At 74.1% G+C, this 20211-nt stretch carries 17 protein-coding genes; 11 read left to right on the top strand and 6 right to left on the bottom strand.

Annotated features, from left to right (window positions below; all coding sequences use genetic code 11):
* From ACMA1D_RS16570 to ACMA1D_RS16585, 4 genes are all read right to left on the bottom strand, one after another.
* A partial coding sequence (locus tag ACMA1D_RS16570) for a hypothetical protein (RefSeq protein ID WP_414724746.1) occupies positions 1 to 760 on the bottom strand: 760 nt, incomplete at its 3' end.
* A 297-nt stretch (positions 761 to 1057) separates the two neighbouring features.
* Positions 1058 to 1366, bottom strand: coding sequence for a hypothetical protein (locus ACMA1D_RS16575; RefSeq protein WP_414724747.1), 309 nt, complete (start codon positions 1364 to 1366; stop codon positions 1058 to 1060).
* 153 nt (positions 1367 to 1519) lie between these two features.
* Positions 1520 to 2950 (bottom strand): MFS transporter, encoded by a 1431-nt coding sequence (locus ACMA1D_RS16580; protein ID WP_414724748.1) that lies wholly within the window; start codon positions 2948 to 2950, stop codon positions 1520 to 1522.
* A gap of 3 nt (positions 2951 to 2953) precedes the next feature.
* The gene (locus ACMA1D_RS16585; RefSeq protein ID WP_414724749.1) at positions 2954 to 4522 is read right to left on the bottom strand and encodes a CitMHS family transporter; all 1569 of its coding nucleotides are present in this window, start codon (positions 4520 to 4522) and stop codon (positions 2954 to 2956) included.
* Positions 4523 to 4934: 412 nt separating this feature from the next.
* Between ACMA1D_RS16585 and hmgA the strand changes: the two genes are divergently transcribed.
* The 3 genes from hmgA to ACMA1D_RS16600 all read left to right on the top strand — a co-directional run bounded on the left by hmgA (position 4935) and on the right by ACMA1D_RS16600 (position 8842).
* Complete coding sequence (gene hmgA, locus ACMA1D_RS16590; protein ID WP_414724750.1) at positions 4935 to 6287, top strand: homogentisate 1,2-dioxygenase; 1353 nt, start codon at positions 4935 to 4937, stop codon at positions 6285 to 6287.
* A 12-nt stretch (positions 6288 to 6299) separates the two neighbouring features.
* The gene (locus ACMA1D_RS16595) at positions 6300 to 7049 is read left to right on the top strand and encodes a GntR family transcriptional regulator (protein WP_414724751.1); all 750 of its coding nucleotides are present in this window, start codon (positions 6300 to 6302) and stop codon (positions 7047 to 7049) included.
* 476 nt (positions 7050 to 7525) lie between these two features.
* A complete protein-coding gene (locus ACMA1D_RS16600; RefSeq protein ID WP_414724824.1) occupies positions 7526 to 8842 on the top strand; it encodes a type ISP restriction/modification enzyme in 1317 nt (438 codons plus the stop codon).
* Between the two features lie 400 nt (positions 8843 to 9242).
* Here the strand turns inward: ACMA1D_RS16600 and ACMA1D_RS16605 are convergent, their stop codons facing one another.
* Positions 9243 to 9506, bottom strand: a complete 264-nt coding sequence (locus tag ACMA1D_RS16605) for a hypothetical protein (protein ID WP_349997530.1) — start codon at positions 9504 to 9506, stop codon at positions 9243 to 9245.
* 428 nt (positions 9507 to 9934) lie between these two features.
* Positions 9935 to 10753, bottom strand: a complete 819-nt coding sequence (locus tag ACMA1D_RS16610) for an SGNH/GDSL hydrolase family protein (RefSeq protein ID WP_414724752.1) — start codon at positions 10751 to 10753, stop codon at positions 9935 to 9937.
* Positions 10754 to 11056: 303 nt separating this feature from the next.
* On the opposite strand from ACMA1D_RS16610, the gene ACMA1D_RS16615 reads away from it, so the two are divergent.
* The 8 genes from ACMA1D_RS16615 (at position 11057) to ACMA1D_RS16650 (ending at position 20117) form a co-directional block, all read left to right on the top strand.
* Positions 11057 to 12289: a S8 family peptidase gene (locus ACMA1D_RS16615; protein WP_414724753.1), complete on the top strand. Its 1233-nt coding sequence runs from the start codon at positions 11057 to 11059 to the stop codon at positions 12287 to 12289.
* A 264-nt stretch (positions 12290 to 12553) separates the two neighbouring features.
* Positions 12554 to 13282: a hypothetical protein gene (locus tag ACMA1D_RS16620; protein ID WP_414724754.1), complete on the top strand. Its 729-nt coding sequence runs from the start codon at positions 12554 to 12556 to the stop codon at positions 13280 to 13282.
* Positions 13283 to 13629: 347 nt separating this feature from the next.
* A complete protein-coding gene (locus tag ACMA1D_RS16625) occupies positions 13630 to 14226 on the top strand; it encodes a bacilysin biosynthesis protein BacA (protein ID WP_414724755.1) in 597 nt (198 codons plus the stop codon).
* Entirely contained in the window at positions 14223 to 15491 is a 1269-nt protein-coding gene (locus ACMA1D_RS16630) for a DUF6421 family protein (RefSeq protein WP_414724756.1), read from the top strand. The genes ACMA1D_RS16625 and ACMA1D_RS16630 overlap by 4 nt, the downstream gene beginning before the upstream one ends.
* The gene (locus ACMA1D_RS16635; RefSeq protein WP_414724757.1) at positions 15488 to 16513 is read left to right on the top strand and encodes a DMT family transporter; all 1026 of its coding nucleotides are present in this window, start codon (positions 15488 to 15490) and stop codon (positions 16511 to 16513) included. The genes ACMA1D_RS16630 and ACMA1D_RS16635 overlap by 4 nt, the downstream gene beginning before the upstream one ends.
* Entirely contained in the window at positions 16510 to 17793 is a 1284-nt protein-coding gene (locus ACMA1D_RS16640; RefSeq protein ID WP_414724758.1) for an ATP-grasp domain-containing protein, read from the top strand. Before ACMA1D_RS16635 ends, ACMA1D_RS16640 begins: the two co-directional genes overlap by 4 nt.
* Positions 17790 to 18701 (top strand): branched-chain amino acid aminotransferase, encoded by a 912-nt coding sequence (locus tag ACMA1D_RS16645; RefSeq protein WP_414724759.1) that lies wholly within the window; start codon positions 17790 to 17792, stop codon positions 18699 to 18701. The genes ACMA1D_RS16640 and ACMA1D_RS16645 overlap by 4 nt, the downstream gene beginning before the upstream one ends.
* A 324-nt stretch (positions 18702 to 19025) precedes the next feature.
* Entirely contained in the window at positions 19026 to 20117 is a 1092-nt protein-coding gene (locus ACMA1D_RS16650; protein WP_414724825.1) for a DUF5925 domain-containing protein, read from the top strand.
* The last annotated feature ends 94 nt before the right edge of the window (positions 20118 to 20211 follow it).

Here is a 20211-nt window from a genome sequence, read left to right on the forward strand (position 1 = left end):
GCCCGGCCTCGCCCGCACCGGGCCGCGCCGCCTCCGCGCCGCCCCGCGCCTCGCGCAGTTCCCCGTCCAGTTCCCCGTCCAGTTCGGCGTCCAACTCCGCGTCCAGATCGGTATCGCCGAGTGCATCGCTCAACCAGTCCACCCCGGCTGCCTCGCGCTGCGGCGCGGAGTCTTCGCGCGGGGCGTCCTCGGGCTGCGGAGTGTCCTCGCGCTGCGGGTCGGCCTCCTGCCGCGGGGTGGTCGGCTCGCCCGGACCCTGGTCGGCCCGGCCCTGCTCGCCCCGGCCCTGGTCGGCCGGGGCCGGCAACGGCTCGTTGGTGGGCGGTTGCCCCTGGTCGCCCGGCGGGCACTCGACCGTGAACGGCTTGCGCCGGTCGGCGCCCTGCTGCCCGGCGGCGCTCCAGGTCAGTTGGTAACTGCCGCTGGGCAGGGTGTACGGGCCGGTGTGGCCGCGCCCCGCGTCGACGGCGATGGTGCCCTCCAACCCCGGGAGCCCGCGGGGGTTGGGCCGGGGCAGGATCTGCCAGCTCAGGTCGTGCGAGCCGGGGACGTCCGCCGCGGCGAGGTAGAAGGCGCAGACGGTGCGCTCGTCGCGCGGGTCCTGGACGGGCGTCCGGACGCCGTGCACGCGCACCTCCCCCGCGTCGGCCGCGGCGGCGCCGGGCGCGCCGACCCAGCCGGCACCGCCGGTGACGAGGGCGGCCACGGCGACCGCTGCCGAGCGGACGCCGGGCCGGCGGGGCGGTACCGAGGCGGACATCGACGACTCCTTCGCATCAGGCTGCTTTTCCTACGATTCATACAAATCAGTCGTTCGCCTGACTACGTGTCACGCCCGCCCCAGCGGAAAACCGCCCCCCTCCCCAACGGCCCCCACGAATCCCCCACCCGGCCCAACACCGGGCACCCCGCCCGCGTCCGCGGGGGCCGTACGGGGGTACGGGGCGCCGGGGTCCCGTCAGCTCCACGGGGAACACCGCACCAGCGGGGCCGATTCTCGCCGCCGAGCACCCGTCTCGGCCGCGCCGATCAGCCCCGGCCCCTCACCCCTCACCCCTCACCCCTCAGCAGCGGTCTCCCGGATCAGCGGCTCGAACTCGCGTCGTACGTACGCGTCGTACGGTGCGGTCAGGGCGCCGTCGATGACCCGCCGCACTCGGTGCGCCGCCGCGAACTCCTTCAGGGCCGTGCGGGTCTCCGCGTCCACGGCACCGCCGATGACCAGCACGCCGAACTCCTCGGCCGCCAGCCGCTCCCGGGCCTCCTCCGGGGTGTTCACCCCCTCCGCGTCGAAGCCGTCCGCGCGCAGCGTGGCCACCACCTCCGTCACCCTGGCGGGCGTCCTTCCCAGTACCAGCGTCCGCATGGTCGTTCCTCCCGGGTACGTCGACGTCATGCATGACCGAACCTAGAAGTTGAACCTCACTTGAGGTCAACACCGAACCCGGCCCTGCGCTCGCCCCGACCGCCGTGCCCCGCAGACAGCCCCGCGCCCCGTGGGGCCCGGCCGGTCAGCCGCTCAGCCGGGCGGGCGGCGGGGGCCGCCGCACCGTACCTGTGGCGGGGCGCCGTCGGACCGCTCCGACCGGCTGCCGGGCACCGCACCGGCGGTACCGGCCCCGCCGGCCGTATCGGTCGTATCGGTCGTACCGACCCCTGTCCCGGCGCGCCCTGCCGCCGGCCGCTTCCCGACGGCGCGGCCCGGCAGGCCGCGGGCCGCCGTGCGCGAGGGTCCGGCGTCCGTGCCGTGCCGGCCGCGCCGCAGCTCGCGCCCTGCGACCAGTGCCGAGCCGAAGAGCAGCGCGCCCAGCATCACGAACGGGGCGGCCGTGCCCGCGAGGCCGGCCAGTGCGCCGGCGCCGGCCGGGGCCGCGGCCTGGCCGAGCCGGTTGCCGGTCAGCCGGAGCGCCAGCGCGGTGCCGTGCGCGCCTTCGGGCGCGGCCTGCACCACGGTGGACATCGACAGCGGCTGCCCCACACCGAGCGCGAACCCGAGCACGGCGAGCACCACCGCCAGCGCCCACACCGGCATCGGGACCGCGATGCCCGCGCACAGCAGCGCCGCCGCCAGACAGGTCGCGGCCATCAGCGCGGTGCGGCCGACCAGCCGGATCATCGGGGTCATCACCAGCCGACAGGCGATGGAGGCCGCGGCCCGCAGGCTGAGCAGCAGGCCGACGGTGGACGGGGCGATGCCGCGGTCCTCGCCGAGCACCGGCAGGTAGGCGGTGAGGACGTCGGTCGTGGAGAGCACGGCGAGACTGATGAAGATGCCGGGGGCCACGCCACGCGCGCGCAGGATCGCCCCCATCGACGCCGGCGCCCGGCCGCGCCCCGCGCCGCGCCCGCCGCCGGCCCGTACGCCGCCCGCAGCCGCGCCCTCGACGCGCCACAGGCCGGCGAACGAACACCCCGCCACCGCAGCCGCCACCAGCAGCGCCGCCGCGCTGGTGGTGGCCAGTCGGTCGCCGTCGGCCGAGACCACCAGGCCGGCGGCGATGGGCCCGATGAGCTGGCCCAGGGAGGCGCCGATGGTGAAGTGGCCGAAGTTGCGGTCCTGTTCTTCGGTGGTGCTGCGGCGGGCGACGATGGCCTGGGCGCCGATGACGAAGGTCAGGTGCCCGAGGCCCATCACGCCGCTCCACACCGCCATCTCGGCCAGCGACCCGGCCCGCCCGCTCAGCGCGCAGCCGCCCGCGATGAGCAGCACCCCGACGGCCAGCAGCGGGGCGGCCCTGCCGTGGTCGGTACGGCGCCCGAGCGGCACCGCGGCGAGCAGCGGCAGCAGTGCGTACACGCCGGCGATCACGCCCACCGCGCGGGCGTCGGCGCCGAGCGCCAGCGCCCGGTAGGACACGGCGGGCCGCGCCATGCTCACCGCCCCCTGCGCGAAGGCGAACGCGATGATCAGGCGCAGTAGCCAGCCCCTACCGGGCGTCGTCCCCGTCATGGCCTAGATGATGCCGAACAACAGTCCGGCCCCGAGCACCACCAGTGCGGTGAGCGCCGCCCATTTCACCGTGAACCGGGTGTGGTCGCCGAACTCCACCTTGGCCATGCCGACCAGCACGTACACGGCGGGCACCAGCGGGCTCGACATGTGCAGCGACTGGCCGACCAGCGAGGCGCGGGCGATCTCCAGGTCGGACACCCCGTGCGCGGCGCCGGCCTCGGCGAGGATGGGCACGATGCCGAAGTAGAAGCCGTCGTTGGACATGAAGTACGTGAGCGGAATGCTCAGTACGCCGGTGACCAGGGCCATGTGCGGGCCGAGCCCGTCGGGGATGGCGTCCACCAGCCAGCGGGCCATGTGCTCGACCATCCCGGTGCCGGTGAGCACCCCGGTGAAGACGGCCGCGGCGAAGACCATGCCGGAGACGTTGAGCACGTTCTCGGCGTGCGCGGCGATACGTTCCTTCTGGTCCGGCATGGCGGGGAAGTTGACCGTGAGCGCGATGGCGGCGCCGAGCAGGAAGAGCACCGGTATCGGCAGGGTCTGCATGATCAGCAGGGTGAGCAGGGCCGCCGTCAGGGCCGCGTTGAACCAGTAGAGCTTCGGACGCAGCGTCGGCCGGGCGGGGTCGAGCACGTGCGCATCGGCGCCCGCGCCACCCGTCGCGCCCTCGGCGCCGCCCACCGGGCCCGCACCGTCCGACGCGGTGCCCGCACCGTCCGACACCGGGCCCGCAAAGACCCCGGGGCCCCCGGCCCCTCCGGCAACCGCCACGCTCCCCCGGGCCGCGCCCGCTTCCGCGTTCGCACCACCCGCCGAACCGCCGGCACCGGCACCGGCCCCGCCGGCCAGCACCGACTTGGCCGCACCTGCCGCACCCGAAGCCGCACCGGCCAGGCCGCTCCCCGCCCCGGCGCCGACCGCGGCCCCCGCACCTCGCTCCGCCAGCGTCAGCACCCCGAGCCTGGCCCGTTCGCGGCGGCCGAGCAGATAGGCGAGGAGGAAGACGAAGAGCAGGCCGACGGCGAGCGCCGGGATCATCGGTACGAAGATGTCGCCGGCATCGAGTTCCAGCGCGGTGGCGGCGCGGGCGGTCGGGCCACCCCACGGCACGGTGTTCATCACGCCGTTGGCGGTGGCCGCCACGCAGGTCATGACGAGCACGCTCATCTTCAGCCGGCGGTAGAGCGGCAGCATCGCCGAGACGGTGATCATGAAGGTGGTCGAGCCGTCGCCGTCCAGCGAGACCACCGCGGCGAGCACGGCCGTACCGACCACCACGCGCACCGGATCGGCCTTGCAGAACCGCAGGATGACCCGTACGAACGGATCGAAGAGCCCGACGTCGATCATCACGCCGAAGTAGATGATGGCGAACATGAGCATGGCCGCGGTGGGCGCCAGGTCACCGATGCCGTCGAGCACGTACGTGCCGAGGTGGGCCCCCTTCCCCACCAGGACGCAGAACAGCGCGGGAACGAGCACCAGCGCCGCCAGGGGGGACATCTTCTTCATCATGATCAGCACCAGGAAGGTCGCGATCATGACGAAGCCGAGGATGGTCAGCAAGGGACACCTCACGTTCGCCGTTGAACGCCGCCGGCGCGGGGCGGACGACGCCGCCGCGGTGGCGGTGAGGTGACGTTAGGCAGCACGACTTTGCGCTAACAAGACCTTTACAAGCGAGCAATAAGAGCAAAACCCCAGGTCAGCAAGGTGCACCCCACGAGCGCCACGCCGCCTCACACGTACGCGAACGCACGCGCGCACGCGCGACGCCCCAGCAACACGGCAACACGGCAACACGGCAACACGGCAACACGGCAACAGCATGACGGCCCCACGATGCCCGACTATCGGACACCCCAAGCCGCTGAGCAGAGAACCCGGTGCCGCCGGGCGCATTGACGACAGGCGCTCTCATTCCTATGGTCGAGCATAGGAATTCTTCGATGGTGGATCTCGATGGTGGGAGCACGCGATGAGCGGCACGGGCAACGAGCAAGCGAGGAAGGTCGCCGAGGCACTGTCCTACAGTTCCGGCTTCGGTAACGAACACACCAGCGAGGCAGTGCCCGGGGCGCTCCCGCACGGCCGCAACTCGCCCCAACGCGCCCCTCTGGGACTGTACGCGGAGCAGTTGAGCGGCACCGCCTTCACCGAGCCACGGCGCAACAACCGCCGTTCCTGGCTCTACCGCATCCGTCCGTCGGCCGCGCACCCGCCGTTCGTCCGGATCGACAACGGCTCCCTGCGCAGCGCCCCGTTCACCGGCCCCGACCAGGCCGAGCAGGCGCCCGACCCGAACCGGCTGCGCTGGGACCCGATGCCGGAGCCGGCCCCCGGCACCGACTTCCTCACCGGCCTGTGGACGCTGGGCGGCAACGGCGACGCCACCCAGCGCACCGGCATGGCGATCCACCTGTACGCGGCCAACGCCTCGATGACCGACCGGGTGTTCAGCGACTCCGACGGCGAGTTCCTGATCGTCCCGGAGAGCGGCGGCCTGCTGCTGCGCACCGAACTCGGCCTGCTGCGCGCCGAGCCGGGCGAGGTCGCGCTCATCCCGCGCGGCGTGCGGTTCCGCGTCGAGCTCCTGGACGCGACCGCCCGCGGGTACGTGTGCGAGAACTACGGCCAGCCCTTCACCCTCCCCGACCTCGGCCCGATCGGCGCCAACGGCCTGGCCAACCCGCGGGACTTCCGCGCCCCGGTCGCCGCGTACGAGGAGCGCGAAGAGCCCACGCAGGTGGTGAACAAGTTCTGCGGCAACCTGTGGGCCGCGACTTACGACCACTCGCCGCTGGACGTCGTCGCCTGGCACGGCAACCACGTGCCGTACGTCTACGACCTGCACACCTTCAACGTCATCGGCTCGATCAGCTACGACCACCCGGACCCGTCGATCTTCACGGTGCTCACCTCGCCGTCGGACACCCCGGGCCTGGCCGGCGTGGACTTCGTCGTCTTCGCGCCGCGCTGGCTGGTCGGCGAGGACACCTTCCGCCCGCCGTACTTCCACCGCAACGTGATGAGCGAGTACATGGGCCTGGTCGAGGGCGCGTACGACGCGAAGAAGGCCGGCAAGGGCGGCTTCGTGCCCGGCGGCGGCTCGCTGCACAACATGATGTCGGCGCACGGCCCGGACCGGACCACCTTCGACAAGGCGAGCGTGGCCGAGCTCACCCCGCAGAAGATCGACAACGGGCTTGCCTTCATGTTCGAGACCCGGTGGCCCGTCACCACCACGCAGCAGGCGCTCACCGCCGACCACTTGCAGAGCGGGTACGACGATGTGTGGCAGGGTCTGGAGCGCCATTTCCGGTCGTCGTAGTACGGAGCCCTCGTGACCACCTTCGCTCCCGACTCGCTCGCCCTGAACCGCAAGCTGCCGCTCTGGTATCAGGTCTCCCAGTCGTTGCGCGCCTCCATACTGGGCCGCCGCCCCGAGGAGCCGTTGCGGCTGCCGACCGAGGACCGGCTCGCCGAGCACTACGGCGTCAGCGTCCTCACCATGCGGCAGGCGCTCAAGGAGTTGGAGGCGGAGGGGCTGATCAGCCGGCACCGACGGCGCGGCACGTTCATCGAGCCGCACGCCAAGCGGGGCGCCCCGGTGCGGCTGCTCGGCTCGGTGGACGCGATCGTGGCCCAGCAGTCCGGTGAACGCACCACGCTGCTGGGCCACGGCCCCGAGCCGCTGCCGGCCGACCTCGCCGAGTACTTCCCCGGCCACACCGACGCGATGGCCTACCGCAGGCTGCGCTGCGACGAGGAGAGCGGCGAGCCGACCAACTGGGCCCACAACTTCCTGCGGCCCGACGTCGCCGACCAGCTCGACCCCGCCGACCTGGTCCGGTGGCCGATGACCAAGGTGCTGCGCGATGCGCTCGGCGTCCGCATCAGCCGCATCACCGACACGGTCGAGGCCCGGCTCGCCGACCCGGAGACGGCCCGGCTGCTGGAAGTGCCGCTGCTGAGCCCGATCCTGTACTACACGGGCGTCACCTACGACGCCCACGGCGCCGTGGTGGACGTGGCCCGCATCCACTACCGGGGAGATCGTTTCTCCTTCACGGTCACCCTGGAGGCGCACTGACGCGCGCGTACGCGCACGCGTAGCGGACTGGACGGAGCGTGGGACTCGCCCGGGCCGTCTCGTCCACGTACGCGCACGCGCGCGGGGGCTGACGTGTGAACCACCGGGCCACCGTCGCGGTGACACTGACGGTGCGTACGCGCACGGGGCGGGCCCCCGGCGAACTGCCCCGCAGCCTCACGCTCCCCCGTACGTGCACGCGCGCGGGGGCCAGCCCCTGGCACCGGAACCGACACCGACCGGCAGGGACGCGCACGCGCGCGTGGCGGCGGGCGCCCACCGCATTGCCGCCCGCCGCGTACACCGCCGCCCGCCGGGCCCCGCGCCCGTGCCCTGTGCGTCACCGCGCCGCCGCACCGGCGCCACCGGCGGGCTCCGCCGCCTGGTTAACATGCTGGAGGCACAGACGGTCGGGGAGGGCTGCCGTGGCGGTGACGGACGCCGAGGAGAGCGGGGCGCCTGGCCTCGCGGAGGTCATGCCGTGGTCGGTGGCCCCGCTGCGACTCGGCCGCTCCTGGGTGATGGCCGCCGACGCAGCCACCCTGACGGCACGCTGGAACCGTCTGCTCCGGGCCGAGGGCGCGGCGGACCTGGCCGAGTTGTTCCGACCGAGCCGGTCCCGTACGCCGTACACGGCCGTGGCCCAACTGCCCGGCCAGCCCGGCTCCACCGGCCAGTTCGCCCGCGAACGGGGCCGCTGCCCACAGCCCGTCAAGGTCGCGCACGGCCCGTACGACCAGCAGTGGCTGATCCCCGACCACCGGCTCATCGACGCCGCAAGGCCCGAGCTGTGGCGGGTCGCCGACGCGCACCAGATCCACCTGCTCGAACCGGCCCGCGAGGCCCCCGCGCGCACCACCGCCGGGGCCAGGGCCACCGCGGACCGGGTCGCACCGGGACGGGCGGCCGACCCGGGCGGCAGCGCCCCACGGGCCCCGGGCGCGGGCGGCGGCGCGCCACCGGTGCCGGCCGGGCTCTCCTTCACCGCGCTGCTGCCCGACGGCCACTCCCCCGCCGGCCGCCCCGGCCGGGTGCGCCCGCTCTACCGCCGCCCCGGCGGCCGTGAGCCCAATGTGACGCCCGGGCTGCTCGACCACCTCGGCGCCCGGCTCGGGCACCCGGTGCCGGCAGCCGACCTGTTCGCCTGGACCGCTGCGGTCGCCCAGCGCACCCCGCGGGGCACCGTGGCCGTGCCGCTGACCACCTCGCCCGAACTGTGGGCCGCCGGTGTCGCGCTCGGCCGCCGCCGGGTGTGGCTGCACACCCGCGGCGCCCGCTGCGCCCCGCCGCCCGGCAGCGCCGACGGGGCCGGCCGCCCCCGGCTGCCCGGCGGCCAGCGCCCCTACGTGCGGGCCGCGCTCGCCGCCGACCGCCCGCCCGGGCCCCTGGCCTACGACCCCGACGAGGGCACCCTCACGGTCGGGAACGGCCGGATCTCGCCCGTGGCCCGGGCCGCTTGGGAGTACCACAGCGGTGGGGTGCGGGTGTTGGAGAGCTGGTTCGAGCGGCGTACCGCAGTCGGCCAGCCCGGCACGCTGGAGGCCATCGGCCCCACCGGATGGCCCCAGGAGTGGACGTCTGACCTGCTGGAGCTCATCACCGTACTGACCCTCATCGCCGAGTTGCAGGCGCCGGCCGACCGGCTGGCCCGTGAGGTGGCTGCCGGCCCCGCGCTCACCGCCGACGAGCTACGGGCTGCGGGCGTCCTGCCGGTCCCCACGGCCGCCGAACGCCCGGCCTCGGTCCTCGACCACCACGAGGAGGGCCCGGAGGGCCAGTTCGCGCTGCTGTGACGCCGCCGGGGCCCTGCGCGCTCGGCCGGCGGGGCGGCCGACTCTCGGCCCGGCCGGGAGATGGCGGTACGGAGCTGCCGCGGACGGGCCCGGTTCGCCGCGGTCGGCGGACGGCGCGCGGCGGCGGGGCCGCGGGGAGGGCCGGAAGACGGGGCCCAGGGCAGTGCAGAAAGCGGGGCCCAGGCGGCGCGGAAGGCGCGGGCGTCGCGGGGGGAAGGAGGGGCGCAGCCCGTCCGTTCGCCGCTGGGCGGGGCACGGCTGGAGCTGGCCGGGCCGCGCGCACCACGGCGCGTACGGGGCGCGGACCTGGCCCGGGGCATGCCCGGACCAGGCCGTGTCGATCGGGAAACGAGCGGGGGTGGTGTCTCGCTTTACCGCCTGCGACGGCAGGTTCGGGCGGTCAGCCCCTGTTTCCGAACAGCGAACGTCGCAGCCGCCGCAGCGGCGCGAACAGCGACACCCGGGCACCCCGGCTCGCCTTGGTGCGCGAGTGGTCGCGCGCCGTCAATTCCTGCATCAGCACCGTGGCGGCCTCCGCCTCGCGCTGCGGCACCGCTGGGCCGCCGAGCACCGCGAGGTGGCGGTCGAGGCGCGCGCTGGACGCACCGCTCCCACAGTTGATCGCAGGCACTCGTGGCCTGCTGCGCATCGTTATCTGCTCCATGACACTCCCCACCCGTACGAAGGCACCCGCCCCGGGCAGAGTAACCCTACCTCCCCCCGCCGTCACCCGTGCATCCCACACCTTGGATTCGCGGTGGCGTCAAGGTTGTTGACAGACGTTTTCGCAGCGTGTGGCCGCCGATGGGAGCGCGAGGACCTCCCGCGCGCCCCCTTGCCCGGGGCCCAACGGACGCCCGCGAACACCCGCCAGCGCCCGTCAGTTCGTTGCCGCGCCCGGTGGCACCGCCGGAACACCCCCGTCAACGCCGGCCGGGGCCGCTCCTGCGCTCCCGGCCGCTCTGCCGTACGCGCCGCGCCGGGCCCGGTGGAACGATCGGGCCCGGCGCGGTGCGTGCGTGTGGTGCGTACGTGCGTGCGTGCGTTCAGTGCGTGCGTGCGTTCAGTGCGTGCGACGGGTGCCGTGCGGTCTTACACGCCCGCGGAGAAGGCCGGCAGGTAGCCGCCCGACTGGCCGGCGGCGGTCGGGTGGTACGAGTCGCCGATCGGGAAGGTCACGCTGTGCAGCCAGGCGTTGCCGGAGCAGATCTCGTGCCCGGAGAAGCGGCCGGCGATGTCGGCGTAGGCGAAGCCGTGGTCGGCGGCGCGCTTGGCGGTGATGCCGTTGAGCAGGTCGGCGGCGCCGTTGATGGCGCCCCGCTCCTTCTCCGTGAGGCCGACCACGCAGGTGCCGTTGAGCTTGTAGAACCGCGGGTAGCCGAGGACCACGACGCGGGCCTTGGGGGCCTTGTTCCTGATGGCCGTGTAGACCTGGTTCAGCTTGCCGGGCAGCGTCTTCTCGACGTACGCGCGGGCGGTGTTGACGCGATTGACGCAGTTGGCCTCGGACTGGAGGATGCAGGTCGTCATCACGTCGACGAAGCCGGCGTCGTTGCCGCCGATGGTGATGCTGACCAGGTCGGTGCCGGAGTTGACCGGGCCGAGCTGCTTGGCGAGGACGTCACCCGTCACGGCCCCGGAGCAGGCGGTGAAGTGGAAGCTGGCGGGCGCGTTCTTGGCGGCCCACAGCTTCGGGTACGCGCGGTTGCTGCGCTTGCAGTCGCCGCTGCCGCTGTCGTAGTCGCCGGAGCCGACGCCGGAGGAGTACGAGTCGCCGAGCGCGACGTAGTCGCGTCCCGCCAGCGCGCGGGCCGATCCGTCAGCCGCCTGCGCCGACTGGCCGCCGGCGAGCGCGAGGGTCGCGGTGAGCACCGCGGCGGAGGCGGCGGACAGGATTCGGGTGAGTCTCATGGGTTCTCCTTGACAGGCTTGGCCATGGACGCGCGTAGATGGGACCCCTGGGGCAACCCCAGGGACCCGCCGAACCGCGCGGGGGGATGTCGCTGCGCAAGGTTTCTACCCCGTCACGGCAGCGAATTACGGCCGCATGGCATGAATATGTCATGACGTCAGGGGCCTTGTTCCGCACCGAACAGGAGGGAGATATTCACTCTGGCCGGTCGCGGACCGCCCGCCCCGGCGAGCGCACGCCTGGCGTGCGCACCCCCCAGCGCGTGCGTACCTGACGCGCCACCGATGAGGAGGACCCTCGCGATGGCATCACCCCGCACGTCCCGCAGACCCGTCACGGCGGCCCTGACCGCGGCCCTCGCGGCCACCGTGAGCACGGTCGTCGTCACCGCCGCGGCGCTGCCCGCCCAGGCGGCGCCCCGCCCGTCCGCGCCCGCCGGGCAGGGCACGGTGGTGGGCGCCGAGCGCCCCGACGCAGTCAAGGACAGCTACATCGTCACGCTCCGCCCGGGCACCAGCCCCCGGTCGGCCACCGGCACCTCGCTGGTGGCCCGGTACGGGGGCACGGTGCAGCGGGTCTACACCGCGGCCCTGAGCGGCTACGCGCTCACGCTGCCGGCCGATGCCGCCCGCAGGCTCGCGGCCGACCCGGCGGTGGAGCAGGTCGTCCAGGACAGCACGGTCCGGGCGGACGCCACCCAGTACAACCCGCCCTCCTGGGGTCTGGACCGCATCGACCAGGCCAAGCTGCCGCTCGACCAGAAGTACACGTACCCGGACAGCGCGGGCGCCGGGGCCACCGTCTACGTGGTGGACACCGGCGTACGGATCAGCCACCGCGACTTCGGCGGTCGGGCGGTCAACGGGTACGACCTGGTGGACGACGACGCCGTGGCCGAGGACGGCAACGGGCACGGCACCCACGTGGCGTCCACCGTCGCCGGCGTGGTGGCCGGGGTGGCCAAGAAGGCCAAGGTGGTCGCGGTGCGCGTGCTCGACGCGAACGGCTCGGGCTCCACCTCAGGCGTCATCGCCGGCATCGACTGGGTCACCAAGCACCACAGCGGCCCCTCGGTGGCCAACCTGTCGCTGGGCGGCGGCGCCAACACCGCCCTGGACACCGCCGTCCGCAACTCCATCAAGAGCGGCGTGACCTACGCGGTGGCCGCCGGCAACTCCGCCTCGCCCGCGCAGAACTTCTCCCCCGCCCGGGTCGCCGAGGCGCTCACCGTGGGCTCGGTCGACGAGAAGGACAACCAGTCCAGCTCCTCCAACTACGGGTCAGCCGTTGACCTCTTCGCGCCGGGCGTGCGCATCACCGGCGCCTGGCACACCGACGACGGTGCGACCAACACCATCTCCGGCACCTCGATGGCCGCCCCGCACGTGGCGGGCGCCGCGGCCATCTACGCCGGCCTGCACCCGAGCGCCACCGCGGGACAGGTCAGCAAGGCCGTGCTGGACGGGGCGACCAAGGACGTGGTGCACAACCCGGGGCCGGGCACACCGAACCGGCTGCTCCGCGTCATCTCCTAGGCACGGCCCCGCCCGTCCGCGCGCGCGTCCCCGCGCGTTTGGCGGGCGCCGGCGCAGGCCGTCCCGAGCGGTCTGCGCCGGCCACGCCCCTGCCATGGCCAACGGCGGAACGACACCGCCCGGCCGCGCACCAAGGCCACTCGAAAGGATGAACCGTCCCCCCGCTGCACGGCGCCACGCGGGCGCTTCGACCGCCTTGACGGGCATTCGGGAAGTGCGCACCATGAGGGCCGACATCCGGCGATTCGGGGGGGCACCTCGCCCATGCACAGACCCACGGACGAGCACGCACCTGAGCCCGCACCGGAGTACGCGCTGGAACACGACCGGCACCGTCCCGGGAGCGGCCCGGCAGTGGGCGGCTCCCCCGCCCGTTCCACGGACCGTCACCCCGCGAGCCCCACGCCCGGCACCCAGCCGACGGTCCCGGCAGACCCAGGGGACGGTCCGCCGCCCCACGGCGCGCCCGAGGACACACCGAACCGCGCCGCCCCGGCGGCGGGCATCACCGCCCCCGCGGACGGCGCCGCCCCGCCGTGCCCCGCCCCCGCGGCGTCCGACATGCGCGCGCGGGCCCGTACGGGCGCCCGCCTCTCGCTCGGCGGCGGGACCGCCCTTGGAATCGCCGGCGTGGGTGCCGTCCTCGCCTTCGTGGACCTCTCGCCGCCGCTGCGCGCCCCCTTCACTCTCTTCTTCCTCGTCGTGGCGCCCGCCGCCGCCATCAGCTCCGCGCTGCACGGCGTCGACCCGCTCAGCCGCCCGGTGCTGGCGGTTCCGGGCGCGCTGGTGCTCGACCTGCTGGTGGCGCAGGCGCTGCTCGCGCTCCACGCGTGGTCGGCGCGCGCCGGCGTCGTCACGGTGGGCGCGCTGAGCCTGACGCTCCATCTCTTCACCTGCGTACGACGCACCCGGCGCACCCGGCGCGAGCCCGCCGAGGGCCGCGCCCGAGGGGAGGCCCGGCCCGGGACCGACGGCGGCGTTGCCGGAAGTTGACGGCCGGCCCGACCTGGCCGGCGCGGGCGTCGGCAGCGCACCGGGGCGTCGAACGCGGGAGCCGCGGGGGCCCGTTCGGCAGCGGCACGTTCCTGCCGGTTCGGCCCCCGGCGGGTACCGGACCTGGCCCGTTCCCGTGTCGCACGGCCGGCCGGTGGACCCGGCTGTCAACGGTGCCCGGCGGTCGCGGCATGATCCAACGCCTGGGTGGGGGCCGGCAGTTCAACTATTCTCGTTCTTCGCCGGGTGCGTGCCCGGTGCGGCGGGCCCGGTGGTCCCACCGGGTCGCGGCAGAGCCACTCGGTCCCGGGCCAGCCCTGGTGACCGTCCTGGGGGGAATCCCAATCATGAACGATGCAACCCAGCACCAACCGAGCGGCGTCGGCACCGAAAGCATCCGGTACGTGCACACGCTCGGACCGCACGGCACCAACCTGGAGACCGCGGCCCACGAGTGGCTGCGGCGCCGCGAGATCGACGGCAAGGTCGAGCTGCACGCCTCGCTGGAGGCCGCGCTCGACGTGGTGCCCGACGACGGCACGCACGCCCTGGCCGCCTGCGCGGTCTACCCGGCCCTGCACACCCTGACGTTCGGGAACCTGCACCGGTTACACATGGTCGACAGCTTCATCATGCCCACCCACAACATGGTCCTGGCCAGCTCGGGAACGGCCGCGCCGCGTACCGTGTCCACCCACCCCGCCCCGGTCGGCCTGGTCCCCGCGGGCGCCGAGCACCGGATCGTGCTGAGCAACGCCCAGGCGGCCATCGACTGCGCCGCGGGCACCACCGAGGGCTGCATCACCACCGGCGTCGCAGCCCGCGCGCACGGGCTGCGCGTCGTACGGGACTTCGGTCCGGTCCCGATGGTCTTCACCATCCACCAAGTGCTGCGCCTGGAAGCGGTGGTGGGCCAGCACGCGACCACGGGTGCCCTGATATGACGACGAGCGCTCCCCTCCCGCCGGCGCTGCGCGCCGCCGCGGCCGAGTTCGCCACCTCCCTCTTCCCCCAGGTCAACGCCTTCCGCGAGCGTCAGGAGCGGGACGGCACGATCGCCGAACCGCGCGCGGCCGACGCGGAGTTGCTCCAGCGGATCCGGGCCGGGGCCACCGCCTGGTACCGCGGCAACGGCCGCGCGCACCAGGCCGACGCGCTCGACGCGGACGTGGCCGACTGGCTCGCCGCCGGCCTGGACAACGCCCCGCACTTCGCGCGCTCCCGGGACGCGCTGCACGCGCCGGCCGACGGGGCGCCGGTGTTCTTCCTGGCCCCGGTGCAGACCACCAACAGCGTGCCGCCGGTCGGCAAGCGGCTCGACGCCTTCTTCGCCCTGCGCAAGGAGCCGGCCGCCCTGCCGGAGCTGGCCACCACTCACCCGCACCCGAAGAACAACTGCCAGTCGCTGCTGCTCATCGCGGGCAGCGACGGCTTCGCGCACGGCAACTGCCTGGTGTTCTTCCCGGAGAACGTGGCCGCGCACGACAAGGTCGTCGACCAGGCGTACGCGATGTTCTTCTACAACAAGATGCGCAAGATCCACGAGACGTACGCGCTGCCCGGCGCCGAGGCGGTGCTCACCGCCGACTCCGTGCCGCGGGCCTCGTCGAACCTGGCGCCCGAGGTGTGCTTCGAGGCCCGGGCCATCTGGGGCTACCTCCACGACTCCCTGCACTACCAGGGCAGTTGGCCTTTCGACCAGCACATCTCGCTGAAGATGAACTGGTTCGTCGGCCTGTTGGAGGAGACCAAGGTCGACGCGAAGACCGCGCTGGCCTGTGCGGGCGGCGGGGTGCCGTTCGCGCAGGAGCAGATCGCCATGATCCTGCTGGAGCGGATCTTCCGCTATCCGCAGGCCGACGACGCCACCCGCAACTTCGACTCCGGCACCGGCGTCCTCCTCTACTCCTGGCTGCGCGCGCACGACGCGCTGACCGGCTCGCCGGCAGACGGCGGGCTGCTGCGGCTCGACCCGGACCGCACCCTGACCGCACTGCGCGCCTTCGTCGACCGGGTCGAACTGCTCGAAGAGCAGGTGCGCACCGACGAGGAGTACCGGGTGGCGGCCAAGGCCCTGGTGCGCGAGTACCTGCCGGCGGGCGAGCCGAAGCAGCGCTTCGGCTTCACCGACGACCAGCGGGTGCTGCTGCGGGCCAAGGAGTCGCTGGCCGCGCTGGAGCCGCTGCGCTTCGCGGAAGCGGAGTGGTGAGCGCGCCCGACCGCCCCACCCGCCGGTTCGGCGTGCCGGCCCTCGCCACGTCGATGGTGCTGCTGCTGGCCGTCGGCTGGGTGGTGTCCGGGCGGCTGGTGCACGACAACCCGCCGCTGGCGGTGGCCGCCGGCCGCACCGTGACGAGCTTCCTGGCGATCTGCGCGATCTGCGCGCTGCGCCCGAGCAGTTGGCCGGGGGTACGGGTCAGCGCGGGGCGCTGGCGGGCCGTCGGTTCGCTGGCGGTGCTGGGGTTCTTCGTCTACTACACCGGCACGCTGCTCGGCGTCGACCGGATCGGGGCCTCCCGGGTGGGCCTGGTGGTCTCGCTGCTGCCGTGCATCACCTTCGCGATCGGCATCGTGGCGTTCCGCGAACAGACCAGCACCCGCAAGGTGCTCGGCACCCTGCTCGCGGTCGCCGCGGCCTTCGGCTACGCGCTCGACGGCGGGTCGAGCAGCGGCAGCACCAGCACAGGCGCCCTGGTCGGCGGCGTTGCGCTGGCCCTGATGGGCACGTTCACCTATGCCCTGTACGGCTACGTCTACCGGCAGCACATGTCGGACATGCCTCCGATGGTGGCGCTACTGCCGGTCACCGGGGTCGCCACCGTACTGCTGGGTGTGGTCGCGGCCCTGTTCGTGCCGCTGGGCTCGGTCGGTCTGTTGGACTGGGCCCAGATCGCGGTGCTCGGTGCGCTGCTGACCGCGCCCGTGTTCCTCATCTCGCACGAACTGATCGTGCGCAAGGGCCCGTTGTTCACCTCGGCGGTGGCGCTGGTCGTGCCGTTCCTGGTGCGGCTCGGCGAGTGGGCGCGGGGCGCGGCCGAGGCTCCCAACCTCGCCTCCGTGCTGTTCCTGATCCTGTGCTCGGCCGGGGTGTGGATGACGGTCGCGGCCCGTACGCCACCGCCTGCCGCGGAAACGCCCGCCGCGGAAGCACCCGGTGCGGAAACGCCCGCCCCCCACTCCCCCTCGCCACCACCCGCTCCCTCGGCCGAAACCGGAAGAAGCACATCGTGACCCCAGCAGCCGCCCCGCGCACCACCGTCGTCCTGGTCTACCAGCGCTCCACCCTGCCCTGGGTGTTCGAGAGCGCGCAGCGGGCCGGGATCGACCTCGTCCTCGTGCCCCGGCCCGACGAGCGGGTCGATCCGGACCGGCTGCCGCCCGCGGTGGTCGAACTCCTCCCGCTGGACATCGAGGGCGACCCCGAGGGGGCGCTCGCCGCGCTGCGCGAGCGGTACGAACGGGCCCCGTTCGACGGCCTCACCACCCACTACGACCCGGTCGTACCGTTCGTCGCGGACGCGGCTGCGGAGCTCGGCCTGCCGGGCATCGGCAGCGGCCCGGCGCGCGCGGCCCAGGACAAGCGGCTGATGCGGCAGCGGCTGGCCGCGGCCGGGCTGAACGTGCCCGGCTTCGTCGCCCTGGACGGCCCGACCGGCTGGGCCGCGGCCACCGCGCTCGACTTCCCCGTGGTGGTCAAGCCGGCCAACGGTTTCAGCAGCATGGGCGTGACGAAGGTGGACCGCGCCGCTGACCTCGGCCCGGTGGTGGAGGCGGTCTGGGAGCTCGGCCGGACGAAGCTGAGCCAGGTGTCCGGGCTGATCGTCGAGGAGTACCTGGACGGCCCGGAGCTCGCCGTGGAGTCGCTGGTCCACCGCGGTCGGGTACGGGTGCTCGCCATCGGCTACAAGGGCGAGCCGACGGGCCCCTACTTCGAGGAGGGCGTCTACCGGGCACCGGCGCCGCTGCCGGCCGACGTGCAGGAGGCGGTGGTGCGCGAGGTGGTGGCCGCGCACGCCGCGCTCGGCGTCGCCGACGGGCCGACCCACACGGAGCTGCGGCTGCGCGGCGGCGTCCGCCCGTACCTGCTGGAGATGGGGGCGCGGGTGGGCGGCTCCAGCGTCTCGCACTACATAGCCGCCGGCGTCAGCGGCGTGGACTTCGCCGGCGACGCGCTGCGCATCGCGGCCGGGCTCGCGCCCCGTACGCTGCCGGCGACGGCCGGCCCGCTGGTGCCGGCGCGGGGCGCGGCGGCCAACTACATCGTGCCGTGCGGGGGCTCGGGGCTGATCACCGCCGTCCACGGGCTGGCCGAGCTGGCGGAGGACCCGCGCGTGGACCACGTCGTGCAGATGCTGCACCCGGGCGACGTGGTGCGGCCCTATCCCGACTTCTCCGGCTATCCGGCGTTCGTCCTCTCCCACCACCCGTCCACCGCGGACGCGGAGGAGTTCCACCGCTCCCTGGAGCACAGCATCCGCATCGACTACGCACCCCAAGGGGCCGCTTCGTGACCGTCCTGCCGCTCCACGACCGCGACGGCGAGATCTGGCTCGACGGGCGGTTCGTCCCCTGGCGCGACGCCCACCTGCACGTCCTGGCGCACGGCCTGCACTACGGCGGTGGCATCTTCGAGGGCGAGCGGGTTTACGACGGGCAGGTCTTCAAACTCACCGAGCACACCGAACGGCTGCACGCATCGGCGCGCGAGCTCGGTTTCGAGCTCCCCTACACGGTGGCCGAGCTGGACGGGGCGACCCGGGAGCTCGTCCGCCGCCAGGGCATCGGCAACGGCTACGTCCGGCCGGTGGCCTGGCGCGGCAGCGAGCACATCAGCGTGGCCGGCGCCGGCGCCTCCGTCCACGTGGCGCTGGCCACCTGGGAGTGGCCGCACGTCTTCTCGGCCGAGGCGAAGGCGGCCGGCATCCGGCTGGGCACCACGCGCTGGCGGCGCCCGGCCCCGGACACCGCCCCGGTGCGGGCGAAGGCGGCGTCGCTGTACAACATCTGCACGCTGGCCCGCGACGAGGCGGACGCGGCCGGCTTCGACGACGCGCTCTTCCTCGACTACCGCGGCTACGTGGCCGAGGCCACCGGGGCCAACCTCTTCCTGGTGGCCGGGAGCGTCCTGCACACGCCGACGGCCGACTGCTTCCTGGCCGGCATCACCCGGCGCACGGTGCTCGACCTCGCGGCCGAGCTCGGCATCGAGGTCGTCGAGCGGCACATCGGCCCCGACGAACTGGGCGACTTCGACGAGTGCTTCCTGACCGGGACGGCGTACGAGGTGCAGCCGGTCCGGGAGATCGACGGCCACCGGTTCACGGTCGGCAAGACCACCACGGCCCTGCTGGAGGCGTACGAGGAGTTGGTGCACGCCCCGGCAGACGCGCGGCCTGCGGCGGGGGCGGGCGCCCCGTAGCCACCGCCCCGTAGCCACTGTGCCGCGCCCGCCGGCCCGTTCGCCGCCCGGCCCTGGCGGCCGGGCGCCCGGTCCCTGACCGTGGGTGTTGCGTAATTGCGTGCGCGTCGGCCGTCGGTGTCGGATCATGGCCGCATGTGCCCCGACCGCCAGCACGACACCCGGAGGCAGACCCTGCCGACCAGCCCTGCCGGCCCGAACGGCCCGAGCAACGCCAACAAGCCTGCCAAGCGGCCGAAGAAGACGGAACGGCTGGCCGCCGCGCCCACGGTGCCGGGCCCCGCCGGAGAGGCCGGCGGGAGCGGTGGCCCGGCGCCGGTCGGGATGACCCCGACCGAGCGCGCGCTGCCGATCCGGCTCAACGTCGACGACAGCGACTCGCCGTCCGACGTGGTGGACGCGCTGTTCCTGGGCCGGTTCGCCACCGGTGAGCAGCCGTTCGCCCGCAGCCACTCGGTGGACCGGGTCAAGAGCGGTCTGACCCTGCTGCCGCCCGGCGCCCGGGTGCTGCGCTCGGCCAGGGACGACGACCGCAGCGCGCTGCTCGCCGAGGGCGACGGCTGGACGCTGCTCATCTCGCGCTGGAACCGGGGCGCCGACGTGACCGTGACGGCGGTCAGCGAAGAGCTCGCCGAGAAGGTGCTCAGGCAGTCGGTCGAGGACGCCGAGGACGAGCCCGAGCCGCAGCCGGAGAACGTCACGATGGGGTTCTGGTACGTGTCGCCGCGGCGCGGCCCGTACCGGACGACGCGGCAGATCTCGGCCGGCACCTGGCCGGAGATCCGCGGCAACTACACGGCGCCGGTGGCCTCGGCCATGGACCGGCTGATGAAGGTGACGCCGGACGACATCTCCGGGCGGCTGCTGCTGTTGCACGGCCCGCCGGGCACCGGCAAGACCTCGGCGCTGCGCACGCTGGCCCGCTCCTGGCGGGAGTGGTGCCAGGTGGACTGCGTGCTGGACCCGGAGCGGCTGTTCAACGACGTCGGCTACCTGATGGACATCGCCATCGGCGAGGACGACGGGAGCGCCGGTGGCCGCTGGCGGCTGCTGCTCCTTGAGGACTGCGACGAGTTGATCCGCGGCGAGGCCCGGCACACCGCCGGGCAGGCGCTCTCCCGGCTGCTCAACCTGACGGACGGGCTGCTGGGGCAGGGCCGCAACGTGCTGGTGGGCGTCACCACCAACGAGGACCTGGAGCGGCTGCACCCGGCCGTGGTCCGCCCCGGCCGCTGCCTGGCCCGGATCGAGGTGGGCGCGCTGACCCGCCCCGAGGCGGTGGGTTGGCTGGGCACCGAGGAGGGCGTGGGCCGGGACGGCTCCACCCTGGCCGAGCTGTACGCGCTGCGCCGCGGCACCGGCCCGGCTTCCGTACCGGCTCCTTCGTCCGGCGCCGACGCCGGCCTGTACCTGTGATCTGACGGACCGGCGGGCTACTGGGCGCCCGGCACAGCGGAGGCGGCAGGCGCCGCGCACGGCCCGGGCCGGGGCGCCCGCCGCCTCCGCTGTG

Source organism: Streptomyces sp. 796.1, assembly GCF_047525675.1.
Lineage (GTDB): Bacteria > Actinomycetota > Actinomycetes > Streptomycetales > Streptomycetaceae > Streptomyces.